The 16,347-nt window shown below is 42.9% G+C and carries 9 protein-coding genes, 5 pseudogenes and 1 other annotated feature; all 14 genes and pseudogenes read left to right on the top strand.

The window, feature by feature from the left end; all coding sequences use genetic code 11:
• The first annotated feature begins 9 nt into the window (after positions 1 to 9).
• A complete protein-coding gene (gene cls / locus G4D54_17755; protein ID QJA04151.1) occupies positions 10 to 1,548 on the top strand; it encodes a cardiolipin synthase in 1,539 nt (512 codons plus the stop codon).
• A 312-nt stretch (positions 1,549 to 1,860) separates the two neighbouring features.
• The gene (locus G4D54_17750; protein ID QJA04150.1) at positions 1,861 to 3,030 is read left to right on the top strand and encodes a transcriptional regulator; all 1,170 of its coding nucleotides are present in this window, start codon (positions 1,861 to 1,863) and stop codon (positions 3,028 to 3,030) included.
• 149 nt (positions 3,031 to 3,179) lie between these two features.
• Positions 3,180 to 3,674: pseudogene (locus G4D54_17745) on the top strand (hypothetical protein).
• Positions 3,675 to 4,589: 915 nt separating this feature from the next.
• A pseudogene (locus tag G4D54_17740) lies at positions 4,590 to 5,279 on the top strand (InlB B-repeat-containing protein).
• 189 nt (positions 5,280 to 5,468) lie between these two features.
• Positions 5,469 to 5,900 (top strand): annotated as a pseudogene (locus G4D54_17735) (hypothetical protein).
• A 63-nt stretch (positions 5,901 to 5,963) separates the two neighbouring features.
• A pseudogene (locus G4D54_17730) lies at positions 5,964 to 6,416 on the top strand (hypothetical protein).
• Positions 6,417 to 6,608: 192 nt separating this feature from the next.
• Positions 6,609 to 7,124: pseudogene (locus G4D54_17725) on the top strand (hypothetical protein).
• A 36-nt stretch (positions 7,125 to 7,160) separates the two neighbouring features.
• Entirely contained in the window at positions 7,161 to 9,140 is a 1,980-nt protein-coding gene (locus G4D54_17720) for a hypothetical protein (GenBank protein QJA05234.1), read from the top strand.
• 106 nt (positions 9,141 to 9,246) lie between these two features.
• A complete protein-coding gene (locus G4D54_17715) occupies positions 9,247 to 9,639 on the top strand; it encodes a hypothetical protein (GenBank protein QJA04149.1) in 393 nt (130 codons plus the stop codon).
• Positions 9,640 to 10,054: 415 nt separating this feature from the next.
• Complete coding sequence (locus G4D54_17710) at positions 10,055 to 10,912, top strand: patatin family protein (protein QJA04148.1); 858 nt, start codon at positions 10,055 to 10,057, stop codon at positions 10,910 to 10,912.
• Positions 10,913 to 11,280: 368 nt separating this feature from the next.
• Positions 11,281 to 11,529, top strand: a binding site (T-box leader).
• A gap of 39 nt (positions 11,530 to 11,568) precedes the next feature.
• Positions 11,569 to 12,228 (top strand): 5-methyltetrahydrofolate--homocysteine methyltransferase, encoded by a 660-nt coding sequence (locus G4D54_17705; GenBank protein QJA04147.1) that lies wholly within the window; start codon positions 11,569 to 11,571, stop codon positions 12,226 to 12,228.
• Positions 12,218 to 14,578, top strand: a complete 2,361-nt coding sequence (locus tag G4D54_17700) for a dihydropteroate synthase (GenBank protein QJA04146.1) — start codon at positions 12,218 to 12,220, stop codon at positions 14,576 to 14,578. The genes G4D54_17705 and G4D54_17700 overlap by 11 nt, the downstream gene beginning before the upstream one ends.
• On the top strand, positions 14,575 to 15,525 hold the full coding sequence (locus G4D54_17695; protein ID QJA04145.1) for a hypothetical protein: 951 nt from the start codon (positions 14,575 to 14,577) through the stop codon (positions 15,523 to 15,525). Before G4D54_17700 ends, G4D54_17695 begins: the two co-directional genes overlap by 4 nt.
• Entirely contained in the window at positions 15,516 to 16,337 is an 822-nt protein-coding gene (locus tag G4D54_17690) for a homocysteine methyltransferase (GenBank protein ID QJA05233.1), read from the top strand. Before G4D54_17695 ends, G4D54_17690 begins: the two co-directional genes overlap by 10 nt.
• Positions 16,338 to 16,347: the final 10 nt, after the last annotated feature.

The raw sequence follows: 16,347 nt of genomic DNA, 5'->3' as shown, positions 1-16,347 counted from the left end.
GGGAGCTGCATGATTCGTAAACTACTGTCCCTTTTACATAATAAGATATTAATTGTCGCAGTATTGATTTTAATACAGCTGTTTGTATTCTTCGGTATTGTCTTTAAGCTCAGTGAATATTTCGTGGCAATCTATTTCATCCTGATTGCGCTGAGTTTCTGTATGAGTATCTATATTATCAATAAAAATGACAATCCGACCTACAAGCTGACCTGGGTATTGCTGATCATGGCAGTTCCTGTTTTCGGGGGGCTGATTTATCTGCTGTTTGGCGGACAGAAGGTTCCCAAGGAGCTGCGCAAAAGAGACAGCGAGGCACTGGAAAACTATCAGGAAGTATCATGGCAGAATACGGAAATTATGGAAGCACTGGAGGCGGAAGATCCGCTTGCGCATAAACAGGCCAATTATCTGTGGAAGAATGCCATCTTCCCTATTTATAACCATACTGAAACGACGTACTTTCCGGTTGGTGAAGCGAAATTCGGGGCAATGGTGGAAGAATTGAAAAAAGCTGAAAAATTCATTTTCATGGAATATTTCATCATCGCACCGGGTGTCATGTGGGACACCATTCTGGATATTTTAATTGATAAAGTGAAAAAGGGTGTTGAAGTACGCGTTATGTACGATGATGCCGGCTGTATAACCACACTGCCGCAGGATTATTATCAGACGCTTCAAAGACTGGGCATTCAGGCAAAGGTGTTTAATCCGATCAAGCCGCGTCTTGCTATGCAGATGAACAACCGTGATCATCGAAAGATTTTAGTAATTGACGGAAAAGTGGGAATGACCGGGGGAATCAATCTTGCCGATGAATATATAAATAAGAAAGAACGCTTCGGACATTGGAAAGACTGCAGCGTCATGATTCGCGGTGAGGCAGTATGGAATCTGACACTGATGTTTCTGCAATTCTGGAATTATGATGAAAAGGAAAAGGATGATGTGTTTTCCTATAAACCGGACTTTAAGGAGTTTGAGCATATCCATAGTGACGGCTATGTTCAGCCGTATAGCGATTCTCCAACGGATGAGGAAAATGTCGGGGAATACACGCATATCAATATGATCAACAGTGCCAACCGCTATGTCTATGCGACTACGCCTTATCTTGTGATTGATAACGAAATGAAAACAGCATTGCTGCTGGCTGCTAAAAACGGTATTGATGTCCGCATCCTTGTACCGCATATACCGGATAAATGGTATGTATTTGCCGTAACCCGCTCCAATTATAAGGATTTGATTGAGGGCGGTGTGAAAATCTACGAGTACACACCGGGCTTCGTTCATGGCAAAAGCTTTGTCGTCGATGACAAAATGGCGATTGTCGGCACTGTCAATATGGATTATCGTTCATACTATCTGCATTATGAGTGCGGTGTATGGTTCTACCGCAGCAAGGTGGTAATGGATGTGAAGAAGGATTATCTGGAGACTCTGGCGAAAAGTCATCAGGTAACGCTGGAGGAATGTCATCAGGTGCGGCTTCCAATCCGTATAATGCGGGCGATTCTGAATCTGTTTTCTCCTATGATGTAAAGCAAAGACCCTCGGGTCTTTTTCTTGTCATTAAAAGCATCGTAGTTTCATAGCAGTGATACTGCGCCAATCATGAAGCATACATGTATTATCGCAGCAGAAGGATTTGGAAAAAACTTATTTCTTTCATAAATTTAAGTTTCAAGTGCAGTATTTAAAAAAAATATAGTATACTTAGTGTGGACAATGTTCAAGAAATGCAGCAGCATCATAAAGCAGGATTTCGTAAAGGGTGCCAGCTGCTGTAGTGCATAAATGTGTATACTCTGGTTTATATGCAGACTCAAACATGCCTGATAAAGGAGGAGTTTCATGAACAACAGCAAAATGTATATCCATCTGTTTGATGGCTTTCTTATCGAATATGGTGATGCAGTATTGAATATGAGGGATTATCTTTCCCGTCAGTCACTCAGCCTGCTGGAAGTTCTGATCCTACAGGACCAAAAGAACGTATCCAGGGATTTTTTAATGGAATTGTTCTGGGATAACAGCGACAATCCACTGAGCTCTTTGAAGTTCAATATCTTTCGGCTGAGAAAGCTGTTGAAAGAAATCACGGCTCTGCAGGATATTGATATGATACAAACAGAAAAAGGGGGATATCGTTTCCAGCCTGAAGTAGAAACAATCGTTGATTCATCCCTGTTTGAAAAGGAATTTGAAGCCATTGGAAAAATAGACACATACGATGATAAGACTGCAGTGCGTGCGCGAATCATCATTGACCTGTACGATGGAAGCTTATATAAGGATACAGATCAGCTGTGGTTTGTTCAGAAGGTAGAGTATTTCCGCAACGCATTTTTAACGGTTGTGAATAAGCTGTGTTCATATTATCTTTGCAGTGAACAGTATTCGGAATTGAAAACGATCGCATTAAAGGCTGCTACTCTGGAGCCTTCAGTAGAAGAGAATCATTTCTATTATATACAGGCACTGATCAGCGAAGGAGATTATACTTCTGCCTACGAATATTATCAAACCTCTACAAGAATGCTGGTGAGTGAATATGCCGTCAGTCTATCTGAAAAAATGAAAGAGCTGTATTCCAGTATCATCGGCAATAATGAAGAAAAAAAGAATATAGAAGGAATTACCACCTATTATAGGAGCAAGGAGATTCCAAGCGGAGCATTATGCTGTGACAATACAGCGTTTGACTATATTTATGAAATATCCATGAGAAATGCAGCACGGGAGAATATCCGATATTTTCTGTTCATTTTTGAGATTAAGACGGATGGCGATGATAAGCGGCTGGATGTTTTGGCGCAAAAGGCTGAGATTTCCATTAAAGGCTCTTTAAGAAGCGGGGACGTATTTACAAGGCTGAACCGTTATCAGTTTCTTGTTCTGCTGCCATGTCAGCGTGAGGATGATGCCTATCGGATAGCACAGCGGGTATCCTCCAGCTTCCAGGGAAAGGTTCGAAACCGCAAAGAGCGTCTGCATTACTATATACAAAATACAAATCAGTAACAGCGTATAAAAAGTTCATTGATACATTGATGAACTTTTTTTTATCGGCAATATCAATCTAACCAAAATCTAACTCAGGCAACATTATAATAGCAATGTAAAGTGGGAGAAACTTTATATATACACAAAAGAGAAAGGAGAGGATGTATATGAAAAAAAGGTTCAGCAAGTTGCTCTTAGCGATCGTTATGATGCTGCAGCTGGTACCATCCTCTATGGGAACAATCGTAGCAAATGACAATGTGGCTTATGAGGGTGAGTTTGTACAGGTCACTATGGAAAATAAGCCGGCAGGAGAATATGCGATAACCTCAAATGAGATACCGGAGGGAGTTTCAAAACTGAATGTTACAGTGAATGTAGACGGAGTATTGAAGGATTCGAAGGTACTGACGTTTCCTGGAATTATAGATCCAGCAAAAACAGAGGTTACTGCGAAAGAGGGATATGCTGTTGAGCAGGTGACCTTGAATGGGGAAGCATTTAAAAACAATATTGTGTATAACAGAGAAGCTGGGGAATCTGAAAAGAATCTGGTGATCAATGTTTATACAAAGGCTGCTCTGACAATTCATTATCAGGATGCTAATGGAAATAAAATAACTGCGGACGATATGAAAGAAGGAAAGCTGAATGAAAAGCTTGCTTTCACTGGAAAAGCTATTGACGGCTATACTGCATCTAAGGATAATGCTTCAGAGGCTGTGTTGGATAAAGCAAGCAATGAAGTTACTCTTGTATATGAGAAAAACAAGGCTGTCAATAAAGCTCAGATCAGCAAAAAAGCAGACGCAAAGGCTTCAAAGCCTGTTACATGTTCTGCAGCTTCAAGCAAAAACTGCTTCAAGGCTGATGGAACTTATGTAGCGGAAAATGGTATTCTGTATCCGACTGAATATACTGCTCAAACCGGAAGTGGAAAAGTCTACCATGATACGAATCAGGTTGGAGAGAACGGTAAACCATGTGCTAATGGTCAGGTAGGAAATCTTGGCAGTGATGTATTACCTTATAGACATTATGTGGTTCTGAAGTATTCTACGGATATCAAGGTAGTAACCTATATACGCTGTGATGTTTATCAAGGAATGATGAATCCTCCTACACCAGATAAAGATACCTATAAAGTTGATTTCTTAACAAGTGAGGATTTATCTAAATTAGGATCCATCTATGTAAACGAAGGCGAGAAAATCAATGAAAAAGATGTCCCGGAAGCAGCGGCAAAAAGTTTTTATGATAAACGAAATGAAGATTACTTTTGGACAAGAGAACAAAACAGTAATACAAAAGTTGATCCAGCAACTATTATAATAAACTCTCCTACAACTATCTATTCAAAAGGAAAGAATAAAGAAGCTGTAAAATTTACTGTTACATTTGATTTAGCTGGAGGAGTTTATAATAACCAGACAGAGAATAGCATAGTTCAGGTTGAGAATGGTAAGAAAATATCAGAATCGGCTATTCCTGTCCCAACCCTTGGAGGAAAGGATTTCAAAGGCTGGAATTTGGAAGGATATGGCAATAAACTTTATTCAAACAAGGATATTGCTGAAATGAACATCAATAAGAATTTAAAATTTGAAGCAGTATACGAAAAGAAGGCGTATACGAATGAAGCGGAATACTTTATTTTATTACCAAGTTCTAAGCTTCCGGATAACTTGTCGGCAAATTATGATCCCAATAATTTTGTTCCGTCAAACATCAACAGCTGGAATGGTCCAGGCTGGAACGGCTCCAACATATCACATGATCAAGGTACAGGATTTTCAGGATATATTAGTAAAGATGCCTATCAGAAGGCTTATGTTGAAGGAAAACCGATTACAAATGAAAAAGGTGTAGACAGTAACTATATCTATATTCCTAGTGGTAACATACCTGCAGAATATACTGTGAATAACGGTGTTGATAAAGGAAAAGTTATGAAGCTGGAGAACATTGTCTGGTACTCTATTAAAAAACAGGATAATGGCAAACCACATGTAGACGGTTATATAAAAGCAGTAGAAGTTGAAATTGGATATTATGCTAATATTGACGGCTTAGATTCATCATCCATAGAACATGCGGTAACGGGTAATGAGTATACTGTGAAAGACTATAGCAGTATACGTGATTTTCCGAATAGAACCGGCTATATATTCACCGGCTGGAATACGAAAGCTGATGGCTCCGGTACAAGCTATGCGGCAGGCGAAAGGTTTACAGTAAAAAACTCTGTAGCATTGTATGCACAATGGAAAAAGACAGATCAGAAATATACCATTGAACATATAGATGAAGATACAAATACAAAATTGAAACCGGATGAAACATTTGATGCGAAATATGGTGATGTAATCAATGGGGAAAATCATAAGCAAACTATTGAAGGTTACGCGTTTACAAAAGCTGACAGCCTCAAGGTTGGTACGGATAAAGAGAAAAATATTATCAAAATCTATTACAGCAAAGATGCAAATGGAGATAACGTACCTGATAAATATCAGATAAAAGTCATTTATAAAGCGGTGAATGGTACGATTGATGCAGATCATGCGAATGAACCTGAAAACAAGACATTCTATGTCAATCTTTATAAAGATGGGAAATTTGCAACAGCTGAAGATGGCGGAGCTGGTTCTCTGAAAAAAGATCAGATCGGAACAGCAACTGCAGCAAAAGGTTATGCTCAGGATAGTTTACAATGGACTCCGACTGCTCCGACAACTGATCTGGAATTGAATAAGGATACAGAATTTGTAGCTGCCTTCGAAAAAGACAGCTTTGGTTACAGCATCGAGTATTATTACGATGATGTAAAAGCAGACACAGTTAAAAAATCTGATAAATTTGAAGAAGTAATCACACTCAAACCTGAGGAATCTGTTTCTTACAATAATAAGTCGTATGTATTGGATAACGTAGAGAACAATCCATTGACAATCAGCACAGATGAAAAGACTAATGTAATCCGTGTTTATTATGCAACTGATGAAAATGAGGATAAGATACCTGATAAATATCAGATAAAAGTCATTTATAAAGCGGTGAATGGTACGATTGATGCAGATCATGCGAATGAAGCTGAAAACAAGACATTCTATGTCAATCTTTATAAAGATGGGAAATTTGCAACAGCTGAAGATGGCGGAGTTGGTTCTCTGAAAAAAGATCAAATCGGAACAGCAACTGCAGCAAAAGGTTATGCTCAGGATAGTTTGAAATGGACACCGGCTGCTCCGACAACTGATTTGAAATTGAGTAAGGATACAGAATTTGTAGCTGCCTTCGAAAAAGACAGCTTTGGTTACAGCATCGAGTATTATTACGATAATATAAAAGCAGACACAGTAAAAAAATCTGATAAATTTGAGAATGTTATTTCCATAAATCCAGATAAATCTATTGAATATAAAGGGAATACCTACGCATTAGATAAAACGCAAAACAATCCACTTACAATTAGCAGTGATGTAGAGAAAAACGTGATTAAGGTATTTTATGCAGAAGACAAGAACGGTAACGGCGAACCAGATTACAAAGAAGAGAAATACAATGTAAACTTCGTTGCAGGTAATCACGGAAAACTGGAAGGCACTACACTTTATAAAAACTACCTCTCAGGCACAGCGATCAACAGTGCAGAAGGATACAAAGAACCAAAGGCAGTTGCCGATGAAGGCTATGCATTTGATAAATGGGTAGTGAAGGATGTAGAAAACAAAGACGGCATCGTAACAGCAGAACCGGGAACCTACAAGGTGACAGGAAACACTGCAGTATACGCTGAATTTGCAGAAGACAAGAACGGCAACGGCGAACCAGATTACAGGGAAGAGAAATACAATGTAAACTTCGTTGCAGGCGATCATGGAAAACTGGAAGGCACTACACTTTATAAAAACTACCTCTCAGGCACAGCGATCAACTGTGCAGAAGGATACAAAGAACCAAAGGCAGTTGCTGATGAAGGCTATGCATTTGATAAATGGGTAGTGAAGGATGTAGAAAACAAAGACGGCATCGTAACAGCAGAACCGGGAACCTACAAGGTGACAGGAAACACTGCAGTATACGCTGAATTTGCAGAAGACAAGAACGGCAACGGCAAGCCTGATTACAGGGAAGAGAAATACAATGTGAACTTCGTTGCAGGCGATCACGGAAAACTGGAAGGCACTACACTTTATAAAAACTACCTCTCAGGCACAGCGATCAACAGTGCAGAAGGATACAAAGAACCAAAGGCAGTTGCTGATGAAGGCTATGCATTTGATAAATGGGTAGTGAAGGATGTAGAAAACAAAGACGGCATCGTAACAGCAGAACTGGGAACCTACAAGGTGACAGGAAACACTGCAGTATACGCTGAATTTGCAGAAGACAAGAACGGCAACGGCAAGCCTGATTATAAAGAAGAGAATTACAATGTGAACTTCGTTGCAGAGGCCAATGGAACACTTGCGGGAACAACATTATATAATAGTGTACTTGCTGATACCAAAATCAGTGAAATAAAGGATTATGTAATGCCAATACCACAGGCGAATGCAAATTATGCATTTGATAAATGGATTGTAAAAGATGTTAAACATCCAGAAGGAATCGAAATTAAAGATCCGGGAAGCTATGTTGTAACCGGAAATACAGTATTCTATGCTTACTTTGCAGAGGATAATCATGGTACTGATCCGGAGAATCCAGATAAACCGGATAATATCCCGGATAAATATCAGACAGAAGTCACATTCCGAGCTGTAAACGGTTCTGTGAGCTTTGAAAAAACGTATGTAACACTCTATGATGAAAAAGGTGAATATTCTGAAAATGGAACTGGCAGGCTGGCGGCAAACCAGATTCCTGCAACCACAGCGAATAACGGATATCACTTTGTGAACTGGACACCTGATACTCCGAATGAGGATATGATCATATCCAGGGAAGGTGCTGCATTTACAGCGAATCATGCAATCAATACGTATAGCGCAGTTGTTCGATTCATCAATGAAGATACGGACGAAGAGCTTGCTCCATCAGCAACATTGAATGACATTGAGCATGGCAGTATCCTGTATGGAACAGAACACAGAATTGATATTACTGGCCATGTATTTACGATTGCAGATACAGAAATAATCGAACGCAATGGTGTCGTTGTTAATGTATATTACGCAGCTGATACAAAAGGCGGAGTAGATGATCCGGATACAACGCCGGATGGAATCCCGGATAAATACCAGGTGCGTTTCGAATACACAGCAGGTACAAATGGTTCTGTTTCCGGAACAACTATTGAATATGTAACACGTCCTGGCAACAGTACGACAGCTTCCGTCAGACCTCAGGCACTCGTTGCCACTGCAGCGAATACCGGATACAGCTTTGTGAGCTGGACAGCGAATGGAAATGTTTATTCGAATACAGATGCATTGAGAAACACCTATTTCGCAGAGGATACAGTGTTTACAGCAGGGTTTGCAGTGATTGCAGCACCGGTACTTCCAACACCGGTAACACCAATCCCTCCTGCAGTTACACCGCAAACTCCGGGTACTCCGGTACCGGCAGCACCTGCAGCACCAGGCACAACGCCGGCAGCTACACCAGTCATCGGACCGGTATTGCCGACTCCAACACCAACACCAACTCCGGGACCTACAGTGGATGTGGAAAATCCGGATCAACCGCAGGGTGGAGAAACAACCGATGTTCCGGATAATCCAACACCAAAAGCTGGTTCTGAAGATTCATGGGCATTGATCAATCTGCTGTGTGCAGGCGGTACAGTCCTCCTTGGCTTGATTCTTCTGCTATCTAAATTGAAAAAAGAAGAGGATGAGGAAGACGATAAGACTTCTGCTATGGCAAACAAGGATGACGAACAATCCGAACGCTATAAGAGAAGAAAATGGCTGCGATTAGCAAGTACAATTACAGCAATCGTCTCTGTCATAGCATTCTTCCTTACAGAAGATATCACGCTTCCAATGATTCTGATGGATAAATGGACACTGCTCATGGCAGCATTCCTGATCGTTCAAATAATCTTCGTTCTGTTTGGCAGAAAGTGGAAAGAATTGGATGAGAATGATAACAGCACAGAAACAGCGCATTCATAAATATTAGAAGAAACAGCCATTTATGGCTGTTTTCTTCTTTTCCCAGAGTATCTAACCAAAAACTAACTGTAAGACTTATATAATTATACATAAGAAGGTGAGAAACATGAAAAACACAAGTGCACTGTTTATTATAGATGATGTCATTGCGAACCAGCTGCTGGAACTGGATGACGAATATATCGGCTATCAGGTACTTCATGAGGAATCGTTTTATAAGCATCTGCTCGATGTACAGGAATTTCCTGTCATTGATGAATATTCAAATAAGGAATCACACAAAGCACTTCTGGTGATCCGCTCCTGGCAGGAGGTTAGAGAAATTCTGAAAGAGGTCCAGAAAGAGAAAAATATAAATGCATGGAAAAGATTGTTTCCATGCCAGCTTTATGCAGATGGCGCCTATGGAGAGGACACGATTATTCAGAATCTCTCATGTGCCGAGCGTCTGCTTATCCGTGCAGTACAGGAACAGAAATACGTTATGTTCTATTGCTGATGTGCAGTTTTCTTCACAATATAACGCTATTGCCAGATTGTCCTTTCAAGCGGTGCATACCGAGTATTTTCTGTTGAAAGTGCAGTTTGTCTATGGGGGAAAGTCATGATATGCATCCCTATTATCTGATTATCTGTACTGTCCTTTTATGTATCGTCATGCTAGGCATCATTGCTGAATATACTATCTTTCGCGGGTATCATAATGACAGGTTTTCTATAGAATGTACTGCTTCACATATGATATCTGCAGTGCTGCTTTGATTTTACTCTTTTTTATCTGCAATCTGTACAGCATCGCGAGACTGTTGAGTCTGTTTGTGAGGATAGACATCTAATTTACATTTACAGGTAAATTATTTCTTTACCTAATTGTCTGCTCATAGTATAATAAAAGGGTTGCGAGGTGTAGAAAAATGGCAGAAAAAATTGGTTTGATTTGCGAAGGCGGAGGCACAAAGGCTGCATATACCTGTGGTGTCCTGCAGTGTTTTCTGGATTATGATATTGAATTTCCATATACTGTTGGTATAAGTGCCGGTGCAGAGGTTCTGCTGCCGTTTGTCGCAAAGCAGAAAGATCGCCTACGTGTTACGGGAGTGGATGCGGCCTGTGAATCAGGAGCTATCGGGGTATCTCCGCTTGTTCATGAAAAAGGCGTGTTCGGAATCGGCTATGTATGTAAATTTATTGAGAAGCATGCACCCCTGGACTATGAAGCTTTTATGAAAAACACTACAAAACTGGATATCGGTGTATATAATATGGATACCAATGAAGTCGAATATTTTCCAAAGGAATACTTTGACCCGGAAGAACAAATCCTTATGCAGGCAAGTTGTGCGCTGTTCCTGCTGACACGTCCTTATAAGTTTAGAGGACATACCTATATGGACGCAGGGCTGGTCGATATGATCCCGATTGAACAGAGTATCCGGCAGGGGAATACCAAGCATGTTTTCATATCTACAAAAGAAGAAAACTATATTCGTAAACCCGCTCCGGGCTGGCAGATTCAGCTCGCAAAGCTTATGTATCCCGGAAATAAAAAAATTCGTGAAAATCTGAAAATCCGTCATATCAACTACCAGAAGCAGTGGCAGATTGTAAAAGAACTGGAGGAAGAGGGAAATGCAATCGTTCTTCGACCAAGCGCAGATTATGGCGTTACCCGCTATACACATGATAAAGACTTGCTGGGACGCTGGTTCGACCTTGGATATGAGGATACAAAAAACCGGTTGGATATGATCAGAGAATTTATGGAGAAATAGGCGTACTGTTTCCAAATCTGAAAATCGGGTATGAGCCTATAGAAATAGGCTGTCAAATATAAATGTTAATGATAAAGGCTCATGATAAGCTATGGTTGATGTTCACGCCTGAAGAACATGAATGAAATAGGAAAAGATGCAGCAGACGGATATGTAAATGATCGTTACATACAGTAATGTTCAATATATCTTATTGATTATCATTGCTTTTTGCGTTAGCTGTGAATAGTAATAAGGTAATATGCTATGAATAATGTGCTTTTGGCTTGGTTCATCGTTGTTCAGTAACAAATAGGCAGAGTAATCTGCTTTTCTTTTTCATTCGTTTTCATTGACGTGAAAACATTATCATGATAAAATGTAACAAAATTAAAACAAAGAAGAGAAGAGTAGACAGGGTGAAGCTAGCAGAGAGTTTTCGGGTATGGTGTGAGAAAACAGGGGATCCCTGAGGAAGATGGTCTTGGAGTTGCGTGGGCAATCAGAGTTCATGACGGGAAAGCGCCCGTTACAGCGTGAGGGTATAACCGAATCCTTTCGGCGTACTTGTGAGGTATCTGCTGAGCATGCGGATATGAAGATAGGTGGTAACACGAAATACAGCTTTCGTCCTATGGAGGAGAGCTTTTTTATTTATATATAAGGAGGCTGCACAGATGCGTAGAGAGTTAAAGGATATCAGTGAGGAGGAAATACTGCATTTTCTCGGATATGGTGATGCTGTTCCTGATGAACAGACACTGCATGCACTGAGGGAAATGAAAACGCTTGTCATGCAATCTAGTGAGCCGCGTGTTGTGTATCGCGTATTTGAGTTACACGATAATCAGCCTCTTGACTGTGATGTGCAGCTTGCGGGGAAGGATATAAAACGGCTGCTGCAGGAAAGCCATGCCTGTATATTTATGGCAGCTACCCTTGGCACGCGTATAGATAAGGAAATGAAAAAACTGCAGCTGCAGGATATGATGAAGGCGGTTTTGTTTGACAGCTGTGCCAGTGCAGCCATTGAAGCAGTCTGTGATCAGGTACAGGAGGAGCTGCGTGAACACTATCCTTATTTGACAGACCGCTATTCCTGTGGCTATGGTGATTTGCCAATCACTCTGCAGGCCGGCTTTATCCAGGCGCTGGATGCTCAAAAACGGATTGGACTCCATGTGAATGAAAGCAGTCTGCTGGTACCGATGAAGAGTGTTACGGCAATTATCGGTATCGCGGATCGTATACAGCCGGCAGTATTACGCGGCTGCGGGCACTGCCTTCTCGCAAAGCAGTGTGAATTTCGAAAGAGAGGTAACTTTTGTGGAAACTGAAGATAGAATCCTGTTTCTGGATGGTGCTATGGGGACGCAGCTGCAGGCGAACGGTCTGCCAGCCGGGGCATCACCGGAAATCTTTATGATGGAACACGGCAATATCATAGAAGAAATACATGCTGCCTATATAGACAGCGGCAGCGATATCATATATACGAATACCTTCGGAGCGAATGCTAAAAAGCTCACCAAGACCCGGTATACCGTGGAGGAAATTGTCACAACCGCAGTACAGCTTGCAAAATCTGCAGCAAAGCGTAAACCCGGCGTTCGTGTCGCACTTGACATCGGGCCGATCGGAGAACTGTTAGAACCAAACGGTTATCTGCCTTTTGATGATGCCTATGACCTGTTCGCTGAGCAGGTGATCGTCGGTGAAAAGGCCGGTGCCGACCTGATTGTATTTGAAACAATGAGTGATCTGTATGAAGTAAAGGCAGCCATTCTTGCTGCGAAGGAGCATACAAGGCTTCCGGTATTCGTGACGATGAGCTTTGAGGCAGATCATCGCACCTTTACAGGCTGTACAACAGCAAGCTTCGCATTGTGTGCAGAGGGGCTGGGGGCAGATGCCATCGGCATTAACTGTTCTCTGGGACCGGATCAGATTCTGCCGATTGCCGAAGAGCTGGCAGCGATGTCAAATCTGCCGCTTATCATCAAGGCGAATGCAGGACTGCCGGATCCAGTCACCAATACCTACAGCATTAATGCGTCTGGATACGCTCAAATGCTCACAGCCTTTACAAAGCTTCCTGTCACCTACGTAGGCGGCTGCTGCGGTACGACGCCGCAGTTTATACGGGAACTGAAGAAAACACTGCCGGAGACCATTGATCTGTCACTGCGGAAACAGCGCAGCGGCTCTTATGCATGCACACCGACGAAATGTCTTCATATACAGGATGTGCATGTGATCGGCGAGCGTATAAATCCAACAGGAAACAAACGGATGAAGGCGGCTTTACTGGAACACCGCATGGATGAGATTCTGGCGATTGCGATGGAAGAGGTAGCAGGAGGCGCCGATATTCTGGATGTGAATGTCGGACTTCCGGGCATTGATGAAAAAGCGATGATGGTGGAGGTCATTGGGGAACTGCAATCCGTGATTGATCTTCCTCTGCAGATTGATTCCACAGATCCGGATGTGATTGAGGCTGCTCTCCGTGCAGTAAACGGTGTCGCTATTGTCAATTCTGTAAACGGAGAAGCCGGTGTTATGGAACGCATACTGCCATCTGTAAAAAAATATGGAGCGAATGTTGTCGGACTGACCATGGATGAGGGCGGAATACCGCAAAGTGCTAGGGAACGTCTGGTGATTGGAACGCGTATTGTGGAAACTGCAGAGCGGTATGGTATCGCGAGAGACAGGGTGTTTCTGGACTGTCTGACCCTGACGGTTTCGGCTCAGCAAAGCGGTGCCAGAGAAACCCTGCAGGCCCTGACAGACATCCGCTCACAGCTTGGTGTTCACACAGTGCTTGGCGTATCAAACATATCCTTCGGACTGCCATCCCGTATTACATTGAATCAGAATTTTCTTACAATGGCTATGCAGGCAGGATTGAGTATGCCAATCATGAATCCGAATCAGACAGCGATGATGGATGCTGTGCGCAGCTATCGCGTGCTGTATGGGATTGATATTGATTCACAGGAGTATATCCGCATATATGCACAGCAGAAAAAGGCAGAGATGAAGCCTGCTTCTGCCTCTTCTCAGGCAAATATTGAGGACAGCATCATGCACGGGCTGAAAGAGGAAACCCGTCATCAATGCTGTGAGCTTTTGAAAATGAAGGAACCTCTGCAGATCGTGAATGAGCATCTGATTCCGGCACTGGATGCCGTGGGAAGCCGCTATGAAAAAAAGGAAATCTACCTACCCCAGCTGATCAATGCTGCGACGGCTTCTCAGTGCGCTTTCGAAGAAATACGAAAGCATATGCAGTCCAGCGGTCTGGAATCCATATCGAAAGGGAAGATTATCCTGGCAACCGTCAAGGGGGATGTCCATGATATCGGAAAGAATATCGTGAAGGTTGTGCTAGAGAACTACGGTTATCAGGTATTCGATCTGGGAAAGGATGTAGCGGTAGAGGCAGTGGTGGAAACGGCGATAAAGGAACAGGTGCGTCTGATCGGGCTGAGTGCATTGATGACAACAACCTTGAAGTCTATGGAGGATACGATAACAGCACTGCATGAAAGCGGACATGACTGTAAAATCATGGTGGGAGGCGCTGTTGTCTCACCGGAATATGCTAAGCAGATTCATGCGGATTATTACGCAAAGGATGCTAAGGAAAGTGCGGATATCGCAAGGGAGGTGCTGGGATGATAACAGAGCTGTTAAAAGAACAGGGATATTTCCTGTTTGACGGAGCGTTTGGCACATATTATGCACAGAAGTATGAGGATGATCAGGAGCCCTGTGAGCTTGCCAATCTGAATCATCCTGAACGGGTTGCCGCGATCCATCAGGAATACATTGAAGCGGGGGCAGATGCCATTAAGACAAATACCTTTTCAGCAAACGAGCAGCACCTGGAATGCAGCTGGGATATGATACAGCGAATCCTGCAGGAAGGCTATCACATAGCCAGAGACGCCGCACAAGGCAGGGCGAGGGTATTCGCGGATATCGGCCCGATCATGGAACAGAAAAACGTTTCTGTGGCTGCGCAGTATCAGCGAATAGCGGATGTTTTTCTCGAAGAAGGGGCAGACTGCTTTTTGTTTGAAACTTTTCTGAATACCCATGAGCTGCGGCTTGTGACCTCGTATATCAAGGAGCGCTGTCCGCATGCCTGCATCGTTGTATCCTTTGCAGTAACTGCAGATGGATACAGCCGTCAGGGAATCGCGATGAACCGGCTTCTGCAGGATTGTCTGGAGGATGATGATGTGGATGCCTGCGGACTAAACTGTGTATGCGGACCGATGCATATGAAGCGACTTCTGGATTCCATTGACCGAACGATAAAGCCGATTCTGATTATGCCTAATGCCGGATATCCAACCATTCTGGCCAACCGAACCTATTTCAGAGACAGCTCTTCCTATTTTGCGGGGGAAATGAAGCAAATCTGGCAAAAGGGCGCAAAGCTGCTAGGCGGCTGCTGCGGTACAACACCGGTCTATATTCAGAAACTAAAAGAAGCACTCATGGTACAGGACGGAGTGCAAAAGACGACACAGCCATCACAAGCACTGAAAAAATCGTACAGGAGGACCGCAATCCGCTGCGCAGAAAGTTGCAGAAGCATCAGTCCATCATTGCGGTAGAATTTGATCCACCGGCGAACTGTGAGATAGAACGCTTTATGAATAATGCGGAATTTCTGAAGGAAGCGGGTGTGGATGCTGTTACCATCGCAGATTGCCCGATTGCCCGTGCACGGGTGGACAGCTCTTTGCTGGCATGCAAGCTGCATCGTGAGCTCGCTCTGGATATCATACCGCACATGACCTGCCGTGACCGCAATATCAATGCCACGAAAGCACTGCTGTTCGGTCTGCAGATCGAAGGGATCAGCAATGTGCTGGTGGTTACCGGTGATCCGATCCCCAGCGAGGACCGTCAGGAGGTCAAGGGCGTGTTCAATTTCAATTCGCAGATTCTGGCAGGCTATATCCGGGATTTGAATGAAACGATGTTTTCCAATCCCTTCATGGTGTTCGGCGCTCTGAATCTGAACGCGGTTAATTTTGAAGCAGAGCTGGCGAAGGCAAAGCGAAAGGCGGAACAGGGGATGGAAGGCTTTCTGACACAGCCCGTACATTCTCAGCAGGCTCTTATAAATCTTAAGCGTGCAAGAACAGCGCTGAATGCCTATCTGCTGGGAGGTGTGCTTCCTATAGTATCACATCGCAATGCCGTGTATATGAACAATGAAATCTCCGGAATTGAAGTGGATGAGGAAATCGTTGCACGATATGAGGGAACAAGCAGAGAAGAGGCACAACGGCTGGCAGTTACCATCAGCTGTCAGACCATAGATGCAATGCGTGCGTATGTTGACGGGTACTATCTGATTACACCGTTTAACCGCGTTGAAATCATTGCAGAGCTTATTTCTCATATTCATGCTCACTAGGTATGCGTCC

Source organism: [Clostridium] innocuum, assembly GCA_012317185.1.
In the GTDB taxonomy this organism is placed as follows: domain Bacteria; phylum Bacillota_I; class Bacilli_A; order Erysipelotrichales; family Erysipelotrichaceae; genus Clostridium_AQ; species Clostridium_AQ innocuum.
Note: the sequence above shows the minus strand (reverse complement) of the source record. Positions and strands in the feature narration are given on the sequence as shown.